18 protein-coding genes and 3 tRNA genes are annotated in these 22,038 nt (G+C 66.1%); 8 read left to right on the forward strand and 13 right to left on the reverse strand.

Annotation, left to right across the window (positions count from 1 at the left end; genetic code table 11):
* The first annotated feature begins 26 nt into the window (after positions 1 to 26).
* From ACZ48Y_RS03735 to dnaG, 4 genes are all read left to right on the forward strand, one after another.
* Positions 27 to 2,456 carry a BamA/OMP85 family outer membrane protein gene (locus tag ACZ48Y_RS03735; RefSeq protein WP_464742293.1) on the forward strand — a complete coding sequence of 810 codons (2,430 nt, stop codon included), beginning with the start codon at positions 27 to 29 and terminating at the stop codon, positions 2,454 to 2,456.
* 6 nt (positions 2,457 to 2,462) lie between these two features.
* Positions 2,463 to 2,864 (forward strand): hypothetical protein, encoded by a 402-nt coding sequence (locus ACZ48Y_RS03740; RefSeq protein WP_464742295.1) that lies wholly within the window; start codon positions 2,463 to 2,465, stop codon positions 2,862 to 2,864.
* A gap of 65 nt (positions 2,865 to 2,929) precedes the next feature.
* Positions 2,930 to 5,788, forward strand: a complete 2,859-nt coding sequence (locus ACZ48Y_RS03745) for an adenylate/guanylate cyclase domain-containing protein (protein ID WP_464742297.1) — start codon at positions 2,930 to 2,932, stop codon at positions 5,786 to 5,788.
* Between the two features lie 3 nt (positions 5,789 to 5,791).
* Positions 5,792 to 7,552 (forward strand): DNA primase, encoded by a 1,761-nt coding sequence (gene dnaG / locus ACZ48Y_RS03750; RefSeq protein WP_464742299.1) that lies wholly within the window; start codon positions 5,792 to 5,794, stop codon positions 7,550 to 7,552.
* Here dnaG and queA read toward each other — a convergent pair.
* Complete coding sequence (gene queA, locus ACZ48Y_RS03755) at positions 7,549 to 8,562, reverse strand: tRNA preQ1(34) S-adenosylmethionine ribosyltransferase-isomerase QueA (protein WP_464742301.1); 1,014 nt, start codon at positions 8,560 to 8,562, stop codon at positions 7,549 to 7,551. The two genes, dnaG and queA, sit on opposite strands and share 4 nt — an antisense overlap.
* 369 nt (positions 8,563 to 8,931) lie before the next feature.
* Here queA and ACZ48Y_RS03760 point away from each other — a divergent pair, with 369 nt between their 5' ends.
* From ACZ48Y_RS03760 to ACZ48Y_RS03775, 4 genes are all read left to right on the forward strand, one after another.
* Positions 8,932 to 9,525: a LexA family protein gene (locus tag ACZ48Y_RS03760; protein WP_464742303.1), complete on the forward strand. Its 594-nt coding sequence runs from the start codon at positions 8,932 to 8,934 to the stop codon at positions 9,523 to 9,525.
* A gap of 143 nt (positions 9,526 to 9,668) precedes the next feature.
* Positions 9,669 to 10,658, forward strand: coding sequence for an SAP domain-containing protein (locus ACZ48Y_RS03765; protein WP_464742305.1), 990 nt, complete (start codon positions 9,669 to 9,671; stop codon positions 10,656 to 10,658).
* Between the two features lie 57 nt (positions 10,659 to 10,715).
* Complete coding sequence (locus ACZ48Y_RS03770; protein WP_464742307.1) at positions 10,716 to 11,690, forward strand: hypothetical protein; 975 nt, start codon at positions 10,716 to 10,718, stop codon at positions 11,688 to 11,690.
* Positions 11,691 to 11,899: 209 nt separating this feature from the next.
* Positions 11,900 to 12,478, forward strand: coding sequence for a hypothetical protein (locus ACZ48Y_RS03775; protein WP_464742309.1), 579 nt, complete (start codon positions 11,900 to 11,902; stop codon positions 12,476 to 12,478).
* On the opposite strand, the gene ACZ48Y_RS03780 is transcribed toward ACZ48Y_RS03775, so the two are convergent.
* The 12 genes from ACZ48Y_RS03780 to ACZ48Y_RS03835 form a co-directional block, all read right to left on the reverse strand.
* Positions 12,479 to 12,554, reverse strand: a tRNA-Arg gene (locus ACZ48Y_RS03780).
* Between the two features lie 27 nt (positions 12,555 to 12,581).
* A tRNA-Gly gene (locus tag ACZ48Y_RS03785) sits at positions 12,582 to 12,657 on the reverse strand.
* Between the two features lie 4 nt (positions 12,658 to 12,661).
* A tRNA-Pro gene (locus tag ACZ48Y_RS03790) sits at positions 12,662 to 12,738 on the reverse strand.
* Between the two features lie 64 nt (positions 12,739 to 12,802).
* On the reverse strand, positions 12,803 to 13,636 hold the full coding sequence (locus tag ACZ48Y_RS03795) for an ABC transporter ATP-binding protein (protein ID WP_464742311.1): 834 nt from the start codon (positions 13,634 to 13,636) through the stop codon (positions 12,803 to 12,805).
* A gap of 41 nt (positions 13,637 to 13,677) precedes the next feature.
* Positions 13,678 to 14,850: an ABC transporter substrate-binding protein gene (locus ACZ48Y_RS03800; protein WP_464742810.1), complete on the reverse strand. Its 1,173-nt coding sequence runs from the start codon at positions 14,848 to 14,850 to the stop codon at positions 13,678 to 13,680.
* 46 nt (positions 14,851 to 14,896) lie between these two features.
* Positions 14,897 to 15,961, reverse strand: a complete 1,065-nt coding sequence (locus ACZ48Y_RS03805) for a branched-chain amino acid ABC transporter permease (RefSeq protein WP_464742313.1) — start codon at positions 15,959 to 15,961, stop codon at positions 14,897 to 14,899.
* 8 nt (positions 15,962 to 15,969) lie between these two features.
* Positions 15,970 to 16,863, reverse strand: a complete 894-nt coding sequence (locus ACZ48Y_RS03810) for a branched-chain amino acid ABC transporter permease (protein ID WP_464742315.1) — start codon at positions 16,861 to 16,863, stop codon at positions 15,970 to 15,972.
* Positions 16,860 to 18,785 carry an AMP-binding protein gene (locus ACZ48Y_RS03815; protein WP_464742812.1) on the reverse strand — a complete coding sequence of 642 codons (1,926 nt, stop codon included), beginning with the start codon at positions 18,783 to 18,785 and terminating at the stop codon, positions 16,860 to 16,862. The genes ACZ48Y_RS03810 and ACZ48Y_RS03815 overlap by 4 nt, the downstream gene beginning before the upstream one ends.
* A 26-nt stretch (positions 18,786 to 18,811) precedes the next feature.
* Positions 18,812 to 19,576, reverse strand: coding sequence for an ABC transporter ATP-binding protein (locus ACZ48Y_RS03820; RefSeq protein WP_464742317.1), 765 nt, complete (start codon positions 19,574 to 19,576; stop codon positions 18,812 to 18,814).
* Between the two features lie 99 nt (positions 19,577 to 19,675).
* A complete protein-coding gene (gene trpC, locus ACZ48Y_RS03825) occupies positions 19,676 to 20,455 on the reverse strand; it encodes an indole-3-glycerol phosphate synthase TrpC (protein ID WP_464742319.1) in 780 nt (259 codons plus the stop codon).
* A gap of 3 nt (positions 20,456 to 20,458) precedes the next feature.
* Positions 20,459 to 21,184, reverse strand: a complete 726-nt coding sequence (locus ACZ48Y_RS03830; protein ID WP_464742321.1) for a hypothetical protein — start codon at positions 21,182 to 21,184, stop codon at positions 20,459 to 20,461.
* Complete coding sequence (locus ACZ48Y_RS03835) at positions 21,181 to 22,038, reverse strand: isoaspartyl peptidase/L-asparaginase family protein (protein ID WP_464742323.1); 858 nt, start codon at positions 22,036 to 22,038, stop codon at positions 21,181 to 21,183. Before ACZ48Y_RS03835 ends, ACZ48Y_RS03830 begins: the two co-directional genes overlap by 4 nt.

Consider the following 22,038-nt stretch of genomic DNA (forward strand, 5'->3'; position numbering starts at 1 on the left):
CACGCAGGGTCTGGTAGCATCCGCCTATGCGACGCCTTTTCGCCCTATGGCTCCTGCTGACCCTTGCCCTGGCCGCGCCGCTCAAGGCGATCAAGGTCGAGGGCGCGGACCCGGTCCTCGCCACGCTGGTGGAAATCGCCCTCCCGGTTTCGTTGGGCGAGGAGACGACGACGCTGGACCTGGAAAAGGTGCGCCGTGCGGTGCTGGAGACCGGCTACTTCGCTGAGGCCCGCGTGGTCCTCAAGGGAGACACGCTCATCATCCGCGTCACCCCCAACCCCAAGCTCAAGGCGATCGAGATCCAAAGCCAGGCCTTTCCTCCGGAGAAGCTCAAGGCCTACCTCGCCGACCGCCTGGCCCTGACCGAGGGGGTGATCTACAACCCCAAAAAGGTCGACGAGGCCGTCCGGCTCCTGGCCAAGGCCTACCGCGAGCAAGGCTTTCCCTTCGAGCCCAAGATCGAGGTCGAGACCCGGCGCGAGGCCGACGGGGTTACCCTCGTCCTGAAGGTCGAGGAGTCGCCTCCGATCAAGCGGCTCAAGGTGCAGGGGGTAAGCTTGGTTCCCCTGCGTGAGGTGGAACGCGCCTTCAAGCCCTTGCTCGAGGCCAAGCGGTTCAGCTTCCCCCTCTACGCCCAAGGCGTCCAGCAGGTCGGCGCCCTCTACGCCGCCAAGGGCTACCGGGGAAGCGGCGTGGACCTCAAAAAGAGTCAGCTCGCGGACGGCTTGCTCCGGGTCGTGGTCAAGGAGCTGAAGGTCGTCGCGGTGGACCCCGACGGCCTCCCCGAGGCCCCGGTTCAGGTCGGCGAACCCCTCAACTACGACCGCCTGGTCGAGGCCGTCGCTCGCCTCTCCCGGGCGCTGGGCCGCGACGTTTCCTTTGACGTTCAACCCGAGGGCGACGGGGTCCGGGTGCGCTTTTCACTGGGTGACGCGGCCTACGGAACGATCAAACAAGTGGTCATCGAAGGGGCGACCGCCTTTCCCGTCGAGACGCTGCGCTCGCTCTTGGTGCTCAAGCCCGGGGACCCCTTCAACCCCCAGCTGGCCCAGGCGGACTTCGAACGGCTCTACACCTACTACCGGGAACACGGCTACGCCCTCGCCCCCAAGCCCGACTTCAGCTTTTCCAAGGGCACCTACGTCCAGCGTTTGCACGAGGTGAAGATCGCCGGCTACCGCCTGGAATGGTCGGGGCCGCACCGCACCCAGGACTTCGTGGTGCTGCGCTACCTCCCCAAGCCCGGCGCCCTCTTCTCCATCCCCGCGCTACGGCAGGGCATCAGCGAGGTGCTCAGGCTCGGCATCCTGGAAGGCCCGCCCGAGGTGCGGACCGAAACCCTGGCGGCCCCGGACCGGGTCCGGGTGGTGCTCTCCTTGAAAGAGGGCAAGACGGTGGTCGTCGCGCCCGCCATCGCCTGGTCCAGCACCCAGGGCTGGAGCGGGCAGGTGACGCTCTCCGACAAGAACCTCTGGGGACGGGCCCACGACGCCGGCCTCAACCTCTCCTTCGTGGAGAACGACGCCGGGGACAACCTTTCCTTCTCCGCCCACTACAACGTCCCCTGGCTCTACGTCGACCTCTACGACTTCAAGCAGGTGCCGACGTCCCTCAACGCCAGCGTCTACTCGATCCCCTACGGCAACTTCCCGCTCCAGGATGGAAGTGGCCAGCCGACCGGATGGGAGTACACCGAGCGCCGCACCGGACTGAGCTTCTCCGTCGGCCGGCCCCTTTCCGAGGTGCTCAGCCTGACCTCGGGGATCGATGCCGAGTGGGTGGGCACTGCCTTGGAAACCCTGAACCCGCCGAGCAGCCCCAGCGTCGACGAGGCCACCGCCCGCACCCTCCTGCCGAAGCCCTACGCCAACGCGATCCTGGCAGCCACCCTGAGCTACAACGACGCGGACAACCCGGACTTCCCCACCCGCGGCCAGGTGGTGCTGGGCCACGCCGGCTACGGCGTGGTCTTTCCCAGCACAGGGGCGCCGGCCCAGTTCTGGCCCCTTTGGGCGACCTACAAGACCTACGCCCAGGACGAGAACGACCCGCGCTCGGTCGTCGCCGTGCGGGTGGCCGGGGGCGTCATCCCCGGGGATCCACCGATCAGCCGCTATTTCACCCTGGGCGGGTCCGAGCCCGAGCTGGCCATGCTTCGCGGCTACAACCCGCGGGAGTTTAGCGGTACCCGCCTCCTGTCCGGCTCCATCGAGTACCGCTACGACTTCCAGCTTTCAAGCGCGGTGAGCCGCACCGTGATCGGGATCCTCTTCCTCGACACCGGCGCGGTCTGGACCCCAACGACGCGACCCGAGTTCCACGCCGGCTACGGCCTGGGCGTCCAGCTCAACCTTGGTTACGGCGCCCTACAGCTGCCCGCGATCCGGCTCGACTACGGCTTTTCGCCGCGGCACCCCAGCGGGGTCTTGCACTTTCGAATCGGCCCCGTGTTCTAATAAGGCATGCCGCTCGAGGAAAGCCCCGAGGCCTTTTTCGAGGCGTTCTCGGCCCACGCCGCCCGGCTCTACGCGCTGCCGAACCCGGTCGGCCATCCCCTCCTCGAGCTGGAAACCCCGCTGGGCCCGCTTTCGGTCTTCGATCGCGGCCTGCCCCTGGGCCAACAAGGGATGCTGGAGGTCGTCCTGCACGGAGTGGTGGAGCGTTCTTGGCCAGCCACCGCCCCGGTGATCGAGGCCCTGCCGGGCGGCCGCCATCGGCTCGGCGGTCAGGTGGAGGCAGCGCTCGGAGCGGGGTTTTATCGCTTTACGGTCGAGGGCATCCCCTTCGTTCTCTACGCCGAAGAACCCTTGAGCGGGTCCCTCCTGGTGGAGACCGCGCCGGTCTTGATGGGATTTCGGCCATGAACTGCCCCCGCTGCCGCCAAGCCGTCCCCCCCTTTGCCTTGTTCTGCGGGCATTGCCGCGCCCGCTTGAAGCCCGAACCGGAGCAGGCCCGCTGGGTGGGGGTGGCGTTTTTCGACCTCTCGGATTTCACCGCCTTCACCAGCGAAAAGGGCCGCGAAGAGGCCTCCAAGGTGGTCAAGCAGGCCGCGGGGATCGTGGCCGAGGCCATCCAGCCCTTTCACGGCGAGGTGCAGAACATCGCCGGGGACGGCTTCCTCGCGGTCTTCGGCCTGAACCCCAGCCGGCCCGACCTGATCGAGCAGACGGTGCGCGGGGGCTTCGCCGCCCTGGAGCGGCTGAACCAGGCCCGCCTTGGGCTCTCCGCCCGCGCCGCAGTGACCGCTGGCCTGGTGCACCGGGCCGAGGTCCAGGGCCGCGAGCAGCTCTTCGGCGACCCGATCAACCGCGCCTCGCGCATCCTGGCCCAGATCGAGGCCCGGGCCCTGGTCCTCGACGCCCGGCTCGCGCCGCTCGTTCCCGCGGCGCGGCTCAGCGCGCACCCGCCGATCAAGGTCAAAGGCGTGGCGGGGACGATTCCCCTGGGAGTCTTCGCAGGCTTCGATGCCCACGCCGAGGAAACCTGGAACCGGCCCGCGGTCCAGGCGCTGGCGCGCGCGCTCATGCAGCCTCCCGCGCTGGTGCGCCTCAAAGGCCCGCCGGCGAGCGGCCACATGAGGGTCCTCAAAGCCCTACGGCGGGGCCTGCCCGGGCGCTGGATCCGCCTGCCCCGTCTGGACGCCAAGCAGGGCCTCAGACTCTGGCTACGCCAGGCCCTGGAGCAGATTCCCGAATTGAAGCCAGATCTGGAGCGCGCCCTTGCTCCCCTGTCCCTCGACCTCATCCTCAAAACCCGGGTGCCGGTCCGCCTGGAGCAGGCTTTTTCCGCGGTGCTCTCCGCGCTCGAGGCCCTCGCCAAAACCACCGGCCCCCTGACCCTCGTGCTTCCCGAGTTCACCGACGCCCCGACCGTGCTGCGGGCGTTCCTCCGCCGGGCCGCGAACACCCCGAACCTCCCGGTGGCTTTCCTGATCGTCGAGCGCAGCCTGGAGGGGGAAGGTCCCCTTCACCCCCTTCCTCCATCCACGCTGCCCCCGTCCCTTCGCTCGCTGCACGCGGCCGGGGATGGGCTCGAGGAGGTCATCCGCCACCTGGCCCACGACCCCAGCCCCGCGGGCTACGCCGGCGCCGTTCAGCCCTATTTAGACCTCGCGGGGCCCCGCACGGCGGCCGCGATCAAGCTCGCCACGCTGCTTCCGATGGGGCTCGAGCTCGAGGCCGCGACCGCCCTTTTGCAAATCTCGGAAAAGGCGCTTTTAAAACGCCTCCAACGCACGGCCCTCGTCCGGGTCGAGGGCGGGCGCATTCGCCCCGCCTTCACCGCCTACGCCAAGGGAATCGAGGCCCTCGTTTCGCGGGAGGAGGCGCGTCAGTTGAACATGGCCTACGGCCGGTGGCTCGAAACGCAAGGCCGGCTCGAGGCTGCCTTCGATCACTACCTTAACGCCGGGCTCCCGGGAGCAGCGCTCCGCGTGGGGCGACAGCGCTACCTCAAGCGCCCGGAAGCGGACCTTTTGGAAAAGCTCATCCCCCTGGCCGAAGCTCAGGGCCAGATGGACGCCCTTAACTACGACGCCGCAAGGGCCCTCGCCGAGACCGATCCGGAAGAGGCCCTCCGGCGCCTCAAGGGGCTCGAGGCGCCGGGGGCACACCGCCTCAGGGGGCAGCTGCTCATCCGGCTCGGCCGACACGACGCCGGGGTCGACGCCCTGCTGCGCTATCTGGCCCAGCGCCCGAACGACGCCGCCGTCTGGAAAACGGTCCTTCCCCTTGTCACGCCCGAACAGCTCTTTGGGCTTCTCTCGCTCTTGCCCGATGACCCCGTGCTTCACCTCACGCTCGCGAAGGCCCTCGAGGCCCAAGCCCAGGTTCAAGCAGCCTACACCGAGGCCCTGAAGGCCTTCCCCAACCTGCCCGAAGAGGCCCGCTTCGAGGCCGCGCTCTTGATCGCGGGCAGCCTCTGGCGACTGAACCGCCCCCGGGAAGGGCGGCGCTGGGCCGAACGCATGGAGGCGCTGGCCAAGACCTCGTCCCAGTCCCTGGTCGCGCAGGCCTTCCTTGGCTCCTTCGCCCTGGACCTCGGCGACCTTGACGAGGCCAGGAAGCGTCTCGACGCCCTGGCCCCCGACGAGGGCACGCGGCGGGTCGATCCCGAGACCTGGGTGCGGGTGCACGCGATTCGCCTACGCTACCTGATGGAAAGCGGCCAGATGCCGCGGGCACTTGCAGAGGGCCAGGCGGCGCTTGAGCTCCTCGCCCATCCCTGGCTGAAGGCCAACACCGCGATAGCCGCGGCGTTTTTGGGCAAGCGAGCGCTGGCCCGAGCTCTGGGCCAGGCCGCCCTCAGCGAAAAGGACAGCCCCCACACCGAGATCTTTGCCCTCATCGCGCTTGGGGTCGCGACCTGCTGTACCGGTGCGCCAGAGCAGGAAAAGGCTTACTATCGCAAGGCCCTTTTCCTCTCCCGGCGGCATCGAAACCCCTACGGCGTCTACTTCGCCACCGCCGCGTTGGGCCTTTATTTCCTTCACAAAAACCCGAGAAAGACCGAGGCCGCGGCGCACTTCTTGACCCACCGCGGGCATTCGGAGGGGTTCACCGCCTTCCACCAGCTGGGCCTGCTCCTCCGGGCCCAGGTCAGGTGGGACCGAGGTCAGCGACCGATCACCCACCTCCTCGAGGGCCTCGACACCCCCTACCCCCTCTTCGCCTTCTGGAGGAACCGGCTGCTCGCCGCTTCCGGGAAGACCGCCCCCGAGGTCCCACCCAGCGCCCTGACAGGCTACGGCTTCTTAGGACGCATGATGCGCCGCGTCTGGAGCGTGTGAGCCGTGGACGCGCGGGAGCAGATCCGCAGCCGTCTCTCCCTCAAGGAGGTCGTCGCCCGCTACGTCGACCTCAAGCCAGCGGGCAGCGGGCGTTGGAAGGGTCTTTGTCCCTTTCACAAGGAAAAGACCCCTTCATTTTACGTGGACGAACACAAGGGCCTCTTCTACTGCTTTGGCTGTAAGGCTGGCGGCGACGTGTTCAGCTTCGTCGAGCGCATCGAGGGGCTAACCTTCACCGAAGCCCTGGAGAAGCTCGCGGACGAGGCCGGGGTCCCCCTCGAGCACCGCCCCCGGGAGAAGAAGGACCGTGGGCTTTACGAGATCAACGCGCTGGCGCTGGCCTTCTTCCGTGCTCAGCTGGACCGACACCCCGAGGCCCTGGACTACTTGAAGGGGCGGGGCCTCTCCCTCGCCGAGATCGAGCGCTTCCAGCTGGGCTACGCTCCCGAGGGCTGGGACCACCTCACCCGTCACCTCGCCGCCGCGGGCGTCCCCTTAGAAAAGGCCCACGCGGCCGGGGTCTTGGGCGAGAAGGAGGGGCGGTTCTTCGACCGCTTCCGCGGCCGGATCATCGTTCCCATCCTGACCCCAACCGGTCGGGTGGCCGGGTTTTCCGGCCGGACCCTCAAGGCGGACCAGGGCCCCAAGTACCTGAACACCCCGGAGACCGAGGTCTTCAAAAAGCGCGAGCTGCTCTTCGGGCTGCCCCAGGCCCGGGATGCGATCCGCAAAACCCGCCGCGCGATCGTCGTCGAGGGGCTCTTCGACGTCGTCGCCCTGCACAAGATGGGCTACCCCGAGGCCGTCGGGGTGCTGGGCTCGGCGTTCACCCCCGAGCAAGGGCTCCTGCTCAAGCGCTACGGGGTCGAGACCCTCTACCTGGCCTTTGACGCCGACGAAGCCGGGCGCAAGGCCACCCTCGCCAGCCTGGACCTGGAGATCGCGCGCAGCTTCCTGGTCTTCGCCCTCACCCTTCCCCAGGGCCTGGACCCCGGCGACCTGCTGGTCCGGCCCGACGGCCCAGCGCTCTTCGAGCAGGCCCTTAAGACGGCGCAGTCCGAGGTCGCGTTCCGCTTCGAGGAGGCCGCCCGCGGCCACGATCTGACGCGCCCCGAGGGCAAGCGCGCGGTGCTCGAGGCCCTGCTCCCCCGTCTCGTCGAGGCCGAACCCTTCGATCCCGTCGCCGAGGCCCTAAAAGCGGTGATCGTCGAACGCCTGGGGCTGAAGCCGGAAGCCCTCGAAGACCTCCTCCAGACCCGCCGCCGCAAGCGGGGCCGGCGGGACCTCGAGACCGGAGAGGTCCTGGCGGCGAGCGAGACCCGGAACCTGCAAGAACGGGTGCGGCTTTTGGAGCTCGACGTGGTCGCGCTCCTGCTCAGCCTCCCGCAAGAGGTCATGCCACGCTGGATGCGCTACGTCGAGGACCACACCTGGCCCCCGGAGGACTCCTTCCTCGCGGCCTTTGCCCGCATCGCCCGCGAAGAACACTACGACCCCCGGCGGATCCAGCGCCGGTTCGCCGAACGCGGCCAGGCCGACATCCTGGTGGAGCGGCTCATCCTGGCGCCTCAGATTCCCGAGCACAAGTTCCAGCCCACCCTGGAAAAGGCAATGGCCCGGCTCCGCGAGGGCTACTACCTCCTGCGCCTGGAGCGGCTGAAGACCGAACTAAAGACCAGCGGAGATCCGCGCCTGCTCAAGGAGATCCACGAGCTGCAACAGGCGATCGAGGCCGAGCGCAGGCTCTACCGCACCCGCTCCTAGTCGATGAACATCGCGTCCCCGAGCGAGTAAAAACGATACCCCTCGGCCAGCGCGGTGTGGTAGGCGGCCATGGTGCGCTCATAACCGGCAAAGGCCGCGACCAGCATCAGCAAGGTGGACCGGGGCAGGTGGAAGTTGGTGAGCAAGGCGCCGACGACCTTGAAGGCATACGGCGGGCGGATGAAGAGTCGGGTGACCCCGGGCCCAGGGCGCACCCCTCCCGCGGCGTGGGCCGATTCCAGCGCCCGCACCACGGTCGTCCCCACCGCGACCACCCGCCGCCCCTCGCCGAGCGCCCGGTTCACCGCCGCCGCGGTGGCCTCGGGGATCTCGAACGCCTCCTCGTGCATCACGTGGGCCTCGATCGGCCCCTTGACCGGGCGGAAGGTGCCGGGACCGACGTGCAGGGTCAGCGGATAGATCGAAGCGCCCCGCGCCTCGATTGCCCGGATCAGCCGGGGGGTGAAGTGCAACCCGGCGGTGGGCGCGGCGACCGAGCCAGGAACCTCGGCGAAGATCGTTTGATAGCGCGTAAAAGGAACCGCCTTGCGAATGTAGGGAGGCAGCGGTGGTACCCCGTGCCGTTCCATCAAGTGCCAGGGGTCGGTCTCGAAGCGGAGCCGCCGCAGCCCCTCGGCCTCGACCGCGACCACCTCCGCGGCGTCCTCGCCAAAGCGAAGACGCGTTCCCGGAGGGGCCTTTTTGGCCGGGCGCAACAACGCAAGCCACTCCCGCTCACCGACCGGGCGCACCAGGAGGGCCTCGATCCTCGCCCCGGTAAGCTTTTGCCCGAAGAGCCGGGCCGGGATCACCCGCGAGCGGTTGACCACGACCACGTCGCCGGCCTTCAGGTAGCCGGGAAGGTCGCGTACGCGCCGGTGCTCGAAGGACCGGCCGTCCCGGTGGACCACCAGCATCCGCGCCGCGTCCCGGGGACGCGCCCCTTCCTGGGCGATGCGGTCCTCGGGCAGCGGGTAATCGAACGCGTCGAGATCGAGTTCCTTATTCATTATTCATTATTCATTTTGCAGACCAAGATGCATTGCCAACTTCGTCCTTTCAAAAGAGCTTTTTCCAGGCTCCAAATTCATTTTTGTTTCTTCATTAACCCAACACAGTCCCCTCATCATGACGAGTTTGGCACAACTACATAAAGTTTAACTTTTTCACTCTCCTCTGCATTCGTCTAAGGGTCAAGGTTAAATAAACAATTCTCGTTTACGCCAGTGTGCTAAGTTAACAATTGGTCGCGCGGGATAATGATGGCGACGAAGGAAGAAAGGTCCCCGGGTGTGGCACTGCGTAGGCGTATGAGAGAGCTTGGTTTGAGCCAGCCCGCGCTGGGAAAGAGGATTGGAAAGTCGCACTCTTGGGTGAACATGTACCTCTTGGAGAAGCCGGAGGAAACGGTGCGCAAGATGTGGGCCAAAGACCCGGAGGAGCTAAAGCGCCTCCTCCATGCCTTGGAGTGGACTCCCGAGGAGTTCACCCGCGCCACCGGCATCGAGCTACCGGGCACGAACCTCGAGCGCATGGGTGCCCGCCCCACCTCGATGGCCCGCGTGCCCCTGCTGGGTTTGGTCTCCGCCGGTCGGGGCATGAGCGACACCGAGCCCCGCGGGGAGATCGAAGTCCCCTCCAATGTCGCCGAACGCTACGGGAGCTACGGGCTCTACGCCCTCGAGGTCGACGGCGACAGCATGTACTGCGAGGACCTCCCCTACTCGATCCCGCCCGGGGCCTTCGTCGTGGTGGCCCGGGAGCTGGAACCCCGGCCCGGAGATCTGGTCGTCGCCTGGCACAAGGGCAAGGAGGTGGGGTACCTAAAGGAGATCGAGCAGCGCCGGGGCCACCAGGTGCTCAAATCCTGGAACCCCGAGGTGCCGCCGATGGTGGTGGGACCGGAGGATGAGGTGGAGATCCAGGGCGTGGTCGTGCACGTGGGGTTTGATCTGAGGAAGGTGAGGAGGTAGGAGATAGACTCGCTTTTCATGCTGCTTGGCCTCCTTTTGATGATTGGTGGAGAGAGATCATGCTCCGGCGGTTGTTCCAAAGTCTGACGTCCCGTACCCAGGAAGCTAAGCTGGCTCAGCCCGCTGCCCACGGCTTGTCTTCTTTGGAACTAGAGTTTCTTGACCGTGCTCCTGGTCGCTCTCTGAAGAGCCTCAAATACTGGGAAGAGGTTGCCGGGGTAGATCCAAGAGCACTTCTCAACAGGTTCCTCAAAGAGGGATACCTGAGGCCGCCAGCCTTGGCAGACTTTCTTGAATACCTGACCGTCGCCAAACTCAAGACGCTTCTTAGACAGCATGGCCTTAAAGTCAGCGGCAGGAAGCACGAGCTCATAGAGCGGCTTCTAAACAACGTCCCGCATGATGCCCTCCAAGCCGAAGTAGAGCGAATTCTACCCTCCAGCGACTTTTACGTCCTCACTGAAAAGGGCTGGGAAGTAGTTAAGAATTACCGGAAGCAAAAAGAAGCGGAAAGAAGGGAAATGGAAGCCCGTGCTTTGGAGATGTTGGAGGCCGGGTACCTGGAGGATGCAGCAGAGGTTATCCGAAAGTACGAGGCCAAACAAATTTCCCCTCGAGGATTGGTAATAAATTGGGGGGAGACGTTCCCTGAACACTCCCTGAAAGTTGCTTGGAAACTGCTCAGCTACCCCTACTCGGACCTCGAAACCGACGAAAAGACAAGGCGAAAAGTTTCAGCCTTAATCGCTCTAAGCGAGTTGCTAGGGCAAGGCGTGGATGATACAGCGCGAAGATTGGAGCTCCTGTTCCCTGATGGGTTCCCCTGCCCTCCTCTGCTTGAGTGGCTAGCTACAGAACCTAGCACGTATCTGGCTTACAGCGTTTCACCAGAGAGCACCAAGAAGGTGGCATTACTATATGCGCATACGTATCTATTCAAGGCCTCTAATCAGGTGAGGCTCGATGAATTAAAGGGAGTTCGCCTCGGAAAAGGAGTCCGGATAAGCGTGATAGACGACTGCCCGATATGCCGCTCGGGGAAGCTCGAAGTCACCTGGGAGGAGCTTGATGAGTTACCCAAGCTTCCTCGCCACTGGGGCTGCCGTTGTTCCTATGCAAGCTGGACGGACTAGGAAGCACGGGTATCCGCGCGACACAGGCGCCAAAAGGGCGCGAGGAGAGGAGGTCATATGGACAAAAAAGACGAGCAAATCTTAGAAACTGCCTCGGCCCTTGGAAACGATGTCATCTTGCTGAATGGGACTCTTGATGCATTTACCTATCAGCACGTGGCTAATGAACTTTCCGGGAAGAACCTATCTTCACGCGCCTTGCTTATCTTGCTCACTTATGGTGGAGACCCCGATGGGGCTTTCAGACTTGGGCGGTATTTACAAAAGGCTTATTCGGATGGATACACAATACTCGTCCCTGGCCTTTGCAAGAGCGCAGGAACTCTCGTCGCTTTGGGAAGCCGCGAAGTTGTCATGACCATTACAGGGGAATTGGGTCCGTTAGACATTCAAATCACTAAAGAGGACGATTTCATGACACGTCAATCGGGCTTGGACATGCTGCACGGAATTCACAACTTGATTGAACACTCATTTATAGCTTTCGAGCGTTTTTTCCTACAAATTCTTACAAAGAGCGGCGGCAGTATTACCACACGTACAGCTTCAAAGATTGCCACCGACATGGTTGTCGGGCTTTTTTCGCCAGCTTTCAACCAAATTGAGCCCGTACGCTTGGGCGCATTGGCTAGGGCAAATCGAATCGGCATGGAATATGCCATACGGCTAGGAACTCGGCCTGATGTTGCCCACCGTTTCGTAAACCAGTACCCATCTCACTCATTCGCGATTGACCTCCACGAAGCTGTTGCCTTGTTTGCAGAAACCAAGCTGGTCCGAGGGCCTAACGAGGGTGAGCTTAATTTGCTAGATGCCCTGGCCCACTCTGGCTTTTCCTTGGAAAAGCCCAACACTGCCAGTGCGGCACCTCGAGTGTGGCTGGTAGCACCAGCACGTCAGCAAAGTAAGGTTAAACTTGGGGAGAGTGATGGCGATGGTAAGACCAAAGCAGCTAAGTCAAAACGAACTAAGGGAGCATCTAGAGCGCCTGCAGAGGGAAAGCATGCGCCGGGAACAGGAGGCGCATCATGAGCTCATGCGCTCCTTTTATCAAGGTTTGCGTCGCACCGAACAGACTGCAGCAACAACAGTATGGGATTGGGGCCACCACCAAGTTTTTGAAGACAGCTAAATCTTTACAAACTGAAGCAGCGCACCTTGCAAGGTGCGCTGCTTTTTACTCGTAGCATCCTATACGGGATCGGGCTCACATCTAAGATGCCCCTTTAAGGATTTGGACCATGCCCCGCCCCGCCCTCCCCCCGAACGCCAAGCTGAGGAAAGACGGGCGCATCGAGGTCCGCGTCCAGGTTGGCGGCCGGCGGGTCTCCCGCTACGCCCGCACGCCAGAAGAGGCTTGGCGGATCTCCGCCGAGCTCGAGGTCGAGCGCTCGCGCGGCCGCATCCGCCGCTCGGGGAGGACGGTGGCGGCCTGGCTGGAGGGTTGCAAGGCCGAAGCGCACACGCCCAGTCGCAGGAAGATGGCTGGCTCATCCCGGCCAGTTCCGGACGCATGCCGCAGCACACCAACATTCGCTGGGAGTTCCTCAAGGCCCAAAACCGCCGGGGTTCCGGTCATCCAACTCCACGACTTACGCTACACCGCCACGAACCTGATGCACCAGATCGGAATCCCCCACGAGGTGCGAATGCAGATCATGGGCCATCAGATCCGCGACGTGCACGACATCTACGCGCTCCACGTGGAGCCCGGGGAGCTGGTGCGGGCGGTAAAGGCCCTGGGGGGCCTGTTTGCTGACCCCGACCGGGGTCAACGGGGTCAGAGCGAAAAAGCGGACGGGGCACGAACCCCGTCCTGATGGCGCGCCCGGAGGGATTCGAACCCCCGGCCTACCGCTTAGAAGGCGGCTGCTCTATCCGCTGAGCTACGGGCGCATAAAGGCGCCCCACGGGGCGCCGGATTGGAGCGGGAGACGGGACTCGAACCCGCGACCCTCGGCTTGGAAGGCCGATGCTCTACCAACTGAGCTACTCCCGCAGTCTGGTCGGGGCGGCAGGATTTGAACCTGCGACATCCTGCCCCCAAAGCAGGCGCGCTTCCGGGCTGCGCTACGCCCCGATGGGCGGGAAGCCGGAGGGGTCCGACTCCCATCGCCTAGGTTAGCAAAAACTCGCGAGGACCGCTACATGAAGCGCTTTCTCCGCTTGTAGGCCTTGATCTCCTTGAACGACTTCCGCCCCCCGGCCTTGGCCACGCCGAGGTAGAACTCCTTCACGTCGGGGTTCTCCTTCAGGGCTTCGGAAGCACCTTCCAGTACGATCCGGCCCTGCTCCATGATGTAGCCATAGTGGGCCGCGCCCAGGGCGACGGCGGCGTTTTGCTCGACGACGAGAACGGTCACCCCCTCCTCGGCGTTGATGCGCCGCACGATCTCGAAGATCTCCTTCACCAAGAGGGGGGCCAGCCCCAGCGAGGGCTCGTCGAGGAGCAGGAGCCGGGGCTTGGCCATCAACGCGCGCCCGATGGCGAGCATCTGCTGCTCGCCCCCCGAGGTGTAGCCGGCGAGCCGGTTTCTCAGCTCCTTGAGCCGGGGGAAGTAGTGGTAGATGCGCTCGAGCTCCGCCTCCGCCCGCACCCCCCGCCGGGTGATCAGCCCCACACGCAGGTTCTCCTCCACCGTCAGGTGCTTGAAAACGTGCCGGCCCTCGGGCACCTGCACGATGCCCAGCCGCACGATCGTCTCCGGGTCCTTGTTGGCGATCTCCAGGCCATCGAAGCGAATGCGTCCGTCGGTGACCTTGCCGTACTCCGGCTTCAAGAGGCCGGAGATCGCCCGCAAGGTGGTGGTCTTACCCGCGCCATTGGGGCCCAGCAAAGCGGTGATCCGGCCCTCGGGGACCTTGAGCGAGACCCCGCGCAGGACCTGAATGACGTCGTGGTAGACGACCTCGATGTTGTTGACCTCAAGCAGGATCGGTCCGAGGTCTTCGGGGCGAAGGGGACGGGTTCTGGCCATGTTCCTCCTGGTTAGGGGCGGCCTTTGGCCGCCCCTATGAGCTACTTGCCGTAGTGCACCTTCCTGAAGAGCGCCGACTGGAAGGGCTCGGTGACCGGAACGAACTTGCCGCCCTTGGCCTTGAGCACCCGCATCATGTCGACGCCGACGTGGTCCTCCCGGGTGTAGGTGACCGGGCCGACCGCGAGGCGCGGGTCGAACCGCATGGCGATGAGCGCCTCGTAGACCGCCTTCCGGCCGGCGTCGCCGGTCACCGGCTTGCCCGCCTCGTGGGCCATGCGAATGGCCTCGATGGCGATCGCCGCGGCCAGCATCCCCGAGGGGTAGTGCACGCTCTCCAACGTGTCCGCGGGGCGGTTGTAGCGTGCGCCGATCTTCTTCACCAACTCCGGACCCACCCCGCTCTCGTCGGGCATGTAGTAGGAGGTGATCCAGGTGAAGCCCTCGGCGGCGTCGCCCGCGAGCCGCAGGAGGTCGGGCCCACCCGCGTAGTGGGCGCCGAGGTGCTGCATCTTCAACCCCAAGCGCTTGGCGTCCTTGATCATGTTGGCCACCGGGCCGGCGACGTTCTGGTAGACGATGAACTCCACACCCTTGTTGGCGAAGCGCTTCAAGGTCGCGGTGTAGTCGAGGCCCTTGGACATCTCCTGCACCTCGACGATCTCGATGCCCAGGGACTTCGCGGCCTTCTTCGCGTCCTCCACCGGGGCCCGGCCAAAGGGCGAGGGGTGGACCGCCAGGGCCACCTTGGCGCCCGGCTTTTGCTTGGCGATGTACTCGAGCAGGCCGATCACCTGTTCGGAGTAGGAGACGATCGGCAGGAAGATGTAGGTGTTGTTCGGCGGATCGATGTTGCCGATGTGGTAGGACGCGGGGATGAAGGGCATGCCCACTTCCTCGATCAGCGGCTTGAGCTGCAACGTGCCCCCGGTGGAGTAGCCCAGGAAGACGGGGTCGCCGCGCTCGAGCGCCTCCTCGAAGTTGCGCTGGGTGTTGGCGTTGTTGTACTGGTCGTCGCGGGTCTCGCAGATGACCTTCACCCCGCCGGTCAGTCCTTCCTCGTTGGCGTACTTGCAGTAGTCCTCGACCCCTTGGGCGTAGTACTTCCCGGCGTCCGAGGTCGGCCCGGTGATCGCACCGGACCACATCACGTGCACCTCCTGGGCCAGTCCCAGACCCAGCACCAGCATCAGCGCAAGTAGGCTTTTCTTCAACATCCTTACCCTCCTTACCGCAAAACCGGCCAGCGGCCGTTTTTGCCTAGTAGCGGAACGGCCAGTTCTTGAAGTAGTTGCGAACCAGCCGCCACCAGTTGGCGAGCCCCCGGGGCTCGAAGATGAGGAAGAGGACGATCACCAGACCGAAGGCCAGGGGCCGCATGGCGGAGGCGATGTCCACCCCCGCATAGCTCAACCCCAGGGCCTTTAAGCCGTTGGCGAGGTCCTCCATGTTGACGTCCAGCAAGACCAAAAAGAGCGGGCCCAGAAAGCTGCCCACCAACGAGCCCAGCCCGCCCACGATGGCCATCGCCAGGAACATGATCGAGACCGGAAGCATGTAATCCTCGATGACCACCGCCCGCGAGAGGTAGGCGTAGACGCCCCCGGCGAGGCCGGCGTAGAGGCCTCCGAGGAGAAAGGTGAAGATCTTGGTCACCCCGGGATGCATCCCCATCGCGTCCGCGGCGCGATCGTTGTCCCGCACCGCGACCAGGGCCCGGCCGTAGCGGGTGCGCAGCAGGTTGCGGAAAGCGAAGGCCATGAGCACCAAAACGACCAGGGCGACGTAGTACCAGAAGTAGTAGTGGTTCTTGTAGCCGACCTGGTAGCCCAAGAAGTTCACCCGCGGCATGGGGATCGCGCCCCCCTGCTTGAGCAACGGGGCGTGGCCCACGGTCCACTCGAAGATGATCTGGAAGGCCAAGGTGGCGATCGCCAGGTAGAGGTGCTTGATGCGCAACGAAGGGATGCCGACGAGCCCCCCAGCGACCGCCCCGGCCAGCCCGCCCAGGGGAATCGCAAGCCAAAACGGCAGTCCTGGGGCCAGCAGCGCGGTGGTGTAGGCCCCTACCCCCATGAACGCCGCCTGACCGATGTTGATCAGCCCAGCGTAGCCGGTGGTGATGTTCAACCCCAACACCGCCAGGCTGTAGACCAGGATCAGGTCCACCACCAGCATCTGGGGTCGGCTGAGCCAGAGGGGCAGGACCAGCAGCACGCCCAGGAAGAGGATGAGCGAGAGCTCCTCGAGGTAGGTGGCGAAGATCGTGGTGTCCTGGCGGTAGCTCGTCTTGTAGTTTCCGGTTTGCGCCCAGGGATTCCGCATGCCGCCTCCTAGACCCGCTCGATCTCCTCGGTGCCGAAGAGCCCGTGGGGCTTAAACCAAAGAACCAAGACCAGCACCAGGAAGGGGAAGACCTCGGCGGTCCCCCCACCAGGGACGTAGGGGTCGAGGTAGCCCGCGGCGAGGTTCTCCAGGATGCCGACGACGATCCCCCCGACCACCGCCCCGGGAATCGAGTCGAGCCCCCCGAGGATGACCGCGGGAAAGACCTTGAGCCCGATCGCCACCAGAGAGTCCAGGTTGATCCCGGAGACCGTCCCCACGATGAACCCCGCCGCGGCCGCGGTGATCCCCGCCGCGGCCCAGGCCAGGGCGAAGATCCACTCCACGCTCACCCCCAGGCTCATCGCCGCCATCTGATCGTCGGCGACCGCGCGCATCGCCGCCCCCAGGGTCGAGCGCTGAAAGAACCAGCCGAACCCGGCGAGGAAGATCGCGGTGAAGAGCACGGCAAGGAGCTGGGGGTAGCTGACGGACACCCCGAGGAAGGTCAGCCCGCCGCTGGGGAGGAAGGGCGGCAGGCTGAAGTTGCCGCCGCCGAGGGGGGTCAGGTGGATCAGCCCGTCGAGCAACGAGGCCAGGCCGATGGTCACCATGATCACGCTGATGATCGGCTGGCCGACCAGCGGCTTGAGGAAGATCTTTTCCGTGAGGTAGCCAAGCAGCGCGGTCAGCACCAAGGACACGGCCAGCGCGAGCCAGACGTTGACCCCGAGGTAGGCGACCAGGGCATAGACGATGAACGCCCCGATGGCGATGAACTGCCCGTGGGCGAAGTTGATGACCCGGCTGGACTTGTAGATGAGCACGAAGCCCAGGGCGGCCAGGGCGTAGATCGAGCCCACCACCAGGCCGGAAACGATGAGCTGCAGGAAATAGCTCATGGGGCCTCCACCAGCGCGCGCGAATCCTCGACGTCGTAGATCGGAACCACCGTCTCCACCTCCTGCACCGAGCCGTCCTGATAGCGAAAGACGGCCTTGACCGGAACCCGATCCTGGCTGCCGTAGAGGGCCTCGACCAGATCGCGGTACTTTTCGTGAACGAACTTGCGGCGGACCTTGCCGGTCCGGGTGAGCTCCTCGTCATCGGCGTCGAGGAGCTTGTAGAGCAGGACGAAGCGGCGAAGGCGCAAAGGGGGCTTGAGCCCGGCGTTGACCTTCTTAAGCTCTGCCTGGATGAGCTCGGCGACCTCCGGCTTTAAGGAGAGGTCCATGTAGGTGGTGTAGGCCAGCCCGCGCTCCTCCGCCCAGCGCCCCACGGTGGCCGGGTCGACGTTGATCAACGCGGTCAGGAAGGGCTTTTGATGGCCGAAGACCACGGCCTCCTTGATGTAGGGGGAGAACTTCAGCTTGTTCTCGATGAACTGCGGGCTGAAGAGCTCCCCGCCGGCGGTGCGCATCACGTCGGAAAGGCGGTCGATCACCACCAGGTGGCCGTCCTCGGTGAGGTAGCCGGCGTCCCCCGAGTGCAACCAGCCCTCGGCGTCGATCAGTTCGGCGGTGGCGTCGGGGCGCTTGTAGTAGCCGGCGCAGACCGCGTCCGAGCGGGAGAGGATCTCCCCCTCCTCGCTGATTCGCACCTCGGTGCCCGGGATCGGCACCCCCACGGTGTCGTAGCGCACGTCCCCGTCGCGGTGTACGTAGGCGATCCCGGTGATCTCGGTCTGCCCGTAGATCTGCTTGAGGTTGACCCCGATCGCGTGGAAGAAGCGAAAGACGTCGGGGCCGAGCGCGGCCCCGCCGGTGTAGGCCCTGCGCAGGCGCAAGAAGCCGAGCCGGTCCTTGAGCGGCCGGAAGAGCACGAAGTGGGCGAAGGCGTACGCCAGACGCAGGCCGGGCGGCAGCGGCTGACCGCGCATCCGGTACTCGGCGGCGCGGTAGCCGACCTTTAAGAGCCGCTCGTAGACCCAGCGGTTGAAGCGATACGACTCGCCCATCTCCACCCAGATCCGGCTCTGGATCCCCTCCCAGACGCGCGGGGGGCTGAACATCAGGTGGGGGCCGATCTCCTTGAGGTCCTGCATTGCGGTCTCCACCTCTTCGGGAAAGTTCACCGCGAAGCCCCCAGTGAGCCCCATGCCCACGGTCATCATCTGCTCGCCAATCCAAGCCAGGGGAAGAAAGGAGAGATAGTCGTCGGTGGGCTCGACCGGGTCGACCTCCTGCAAGGCCACGCCCATGTGGATCAGGTTCTTGTGCATGATCATCGCCGCCTTGGGGCGGCCGGTGGTGCCCGAGGTCAGCGAAAAGTGGGCCACGTCGTCGGGGCGCCCCTTTTCCAGCCGGGCCTCGAACGCCCCCGGGGCCTCCCTTTGGTGCGTCCGGCCCAGCTCCATGGCCTCCTCGAAGCTCATGAACCAGGGGTCGTCCCGGTAGGCGCGCATCCCCCGGGGATCCTCGTAGATCACCTTGCGCACCTTGGGGATCTGCTCGCGGATCGAAAGCAGCTTGTCCGCCTGCTCCTGATCCTCGACCAGGACGATCGCGGCGTCGGTGTAGTCGAGGACGTAGGCGATCTCCTCGGGCACCGAGGAGGGGTAGACCCCCACCGAGACCCCGAGCGCGCCCTGGGCGGCGAGCTCGGCGATCACCCATTCGGGGATGTTGTCGGCGATGATGGCGAGCTTCTCCCCGGGCTCGAAGCCCAACGCCACCAGGGCGTGGCCGAAGGCGCGGACCTGATCGTAGAAGTCCCTGTAGCTGGTCTCGTTCCAGATGCCCAGGTCCTTCTCCCGGTAGGCGACGCGATCGGGCTCGAGCTCGGCGCGCTTTTTCAAAAGCTGCGGCAGGGTGAGCCGCTTCATCTCGTAGGAGGGCGCGAGCACCCGCCTCACACCGCACCCCCGACGTAGGCCTCGAGCACCCGCGGGTCGCGCGCGACCTCCTCGGGTTTGCCGGAGGCGATCACCTGACCGAAGTCCAGCACGTAGACGCGGTCGGAGATGTCCATCACCACCCCCAGATCGTGCTCGATCAAAACGATCGTCCGGCCCAGCTCGGCCTGGATGTCCAGGATGAAGCGGACCATGTCCTCCTTCTCCTCCAGGGTCATCCCCGCCATCGGCTCATCGAGGAGGAGGAGCTTGGGGTCCAAGGCCAGCGCCCGCGCCACCTCGACGCGCTTGCGCACCCCGTAGGGCAGGTTGCCCACCGGCGCCTTGCGGTAGGGCTCGAGCTCCATGAAGTCGATCACCTCCTCGACCTTGGCGCGAGCCTGGACCTCGGCGTCGAGCGCCGGTCCGTAGAAGACCGCCGCCGCCCCGATCCCGTAGCGAAGGTGGGTGTGGCGAGCCAGCAGGAGGTTTTCCAGCACGCTCAGGCCGGAAAAGAGCTCGATGTTTTGAAAGGCCCGGGCGATCCCGTAGTGGGTGGCCTGGTGCGGCGAGGCGTGGGTGAGGTCGTGCCCCTCGAAGAGGATCCGCCCCCGGGTGGGGTGGTAGAACCCGGAGATGCAGTTGAGGAGGCTGGTCTTCCCCGCGCCGTTGGGGCCGATGACCGAAACCAGCTCCCCCTTCTCGACCTCGAGGTCCACCGCCGAGAGCACGGCGAGACCTCCGAACGTTAGGGTGACGTCATCAACGAGCAACTGCGCCAAGACAACCCTCCTTCGCGTCCTTTAGGGGGGATCCTAACATGCGGGACGGCCGTCCCGTCAATACGCTTTCGGGACGACCAAAGAAAAAACGTCAGATGCTCAGGCCAGGCCCCGTAGGGTCAAGAGCGCGCGGGTCAAATCCCCCTGCCTTGCCAGCGAGGTCCCCACCAGCACCGCGTCGACGAAGGGCGCGATGGCCGCGAGTTCCTCGGGGTGGCGGTAGCCGGATTCGGCGACGAGCACCCCGGTGTAGCCCAGACGCCGGGCCCGCCGGGCCAGCCGGGGGGCGACCTCGAGGTCCACCTTGAGCGTGACCAGATCGCGGTTGTTGATCCCGATGATCGCCGCACCGGCCTCCATCGCCAGATCCAGCTCGTAGGCATCGTGGACCTCGACCAGGGCCTCGAGCCCCAGCCTTCTGGCGCGCTCGAGGAAGACCCCGGTCGCCTCCCCCAGCACGCGAACGATCAAGAGCGCAGCCGAGGCCCCGTAGGCCCGCGCCGCCACCAGCTGGTCGGGGTGAACGACGAAGTCCTTCAAGAGCAGGGGCAGCCCGGGACCGCGGGCGGCGAGCAGGTCCGCCATCCTCCCCCCGAAGTCGTGAGGCTCGGTGAGCACGCTGATCGCCCGGGCCCCGCCACGGGCGTAGGCCTGGGCCGCCGCCGCGGCGTCGAGCGCCGCGATCCTCCCCATCGAGGGGCTTTTACGCTTGATCTCGGCGATGACGCTCAGCCCCGGCGCCCGCAGCGCGTCGGCCATCGAGGGCACCTCGGGAAAGGCGTAGGGCCAGCGGCCGAGGGCCCCGGCCTCGACCTCGGCGAGGCGCCGGCGGGCAATCCTGCCCAGCACCCCGGGAACGCGATAGAGCCTTGCGCGCATGCCCTATTCTCCCAAAAACGCCCCCGGGGGCAAGTCCAGCCCCAGCGCCTCCCAGGCGAAGAGCGAGAGCCGCTCGGCGAGCAACGCCCGACGCCCGAAGGCCCGCTCGACGTGGCGCAACAGCTCGCCCTCCTCGGCGCGCAGCGAGACCACGGTCTGATAGGGCAACAGTAGGTCGAGGGGCAGCGGGCCGTCGGCGTGGACCACCCAGTCCGCGGCCAGGGCGAGCCGCCGCGCGGCGTAGGGCGCCGCGACCGCCTCCCCGCGGTAAGCCGCGGGGAGGCGCGAAAGCGCAGCCTCCGCGGCGGGCTGGGTGGGGGCCAGGACGTCGATGCGGGCGACCCCGGGAAGCGCCATCGCCGCGCCGATATCGGCCCCCACCCAGAGCACGCGCACCCCGCGCGGGGCCTCACGCTGCATCAAACGCGCCAGCGCCCGGGGCAAGAGCCAGTGCCCGACCAGCCCCGAGGGACCGGCGACCACCGCGTCCACGCGGCCCGAGGCTTCCGCCTCGAGCTCGCGGCGCGCGACCAGGGCATGGGCCTGGGCCGCGAGCTCGGCCTCGATCCAGGCGGCGGCAAAGCCCAGGGGCAACAGCCCGGCGAGCGCCCCGGCCAGCTGCTCGCCGGGCCGCGCGGCCTGCACGTGGACGCCGCGCGGCCCGAGTCCGGCGATCATGGCGTCCAGCGCCACGCCCTGGTGCTCGAAGAGGTAGGCGACCGCCTTCAACGCACCCCTGCCCCGTCCCCGAAGGGGCCCCGATAGGCGTAGCTCATCTTCGGTGAGGTGTGGACGTGGGCGATCTCCCCCTTCGCGCTGACCAGGATCAGCCCCCCCTCGCCCCCGAGCCGCCGGGCGCGCTCCAGGGCCGCTCGGGCCGCTGCCTCCACCGGGACCTCACGCAACCCGGCGACCGCGCGGTAGGCGACGAGCGCCCGGGCCAAGAACTCCCCCTCCCCGGTCGCGCTGGCCGCCCCCAGGCCGGCCTCGGCGTAGGTCCCAGCGCCCACCAGCGGGGTGTCCCCCACCCGACCCACACGCTTGTCGACGATGCCCCCGGTCGAGGTCGCGGCGGCAAGGCGTCCCTCAGCGTCGAGCGCGACCGCCCCCACCGTGCCCGAGGTGCGCGCCCTGGTGCGGCGCACCTCCTTCCAGCGGGCCAGGGCCCGCTCGGTGATCAACCGCTCCCCGGAATAGGCGGGCAGACCGCGTTCGCGGGCGAACCGGCTCGCCCCCTCGCCGACGAGGAAGATGTGCTCGCTGTGGCGCACCTCCTCGGCGAGGAGGATGGGGTTTTTCACGTCGCGCACCGCCCCCACCGCGCCGAAGGAGAGGTCCTCGCCGTCCATCACCGCGGCGTCCATCTCCACGAAGCCGTCCCGGTTCAGGGCGCTGCCGGTCCCCGCGTTGAAGAAGGGGTCGTCCTCGAGCACCCGCACCGCGGCGATCACCGCCTCAATCGCGCTTTTGCCCTCGCTGAGCAGCGCCCAGGCGGCATCGCGGGCGGCCTCCACGCCGGCGATCGCCCGCGCGTCGTCCTCGTCTTTGAGCTGCCCCGCACCACCGTGCACCAGGATGACCAC

The organism is Rhabdothermus arcticus (assembly GCF_055382915.1).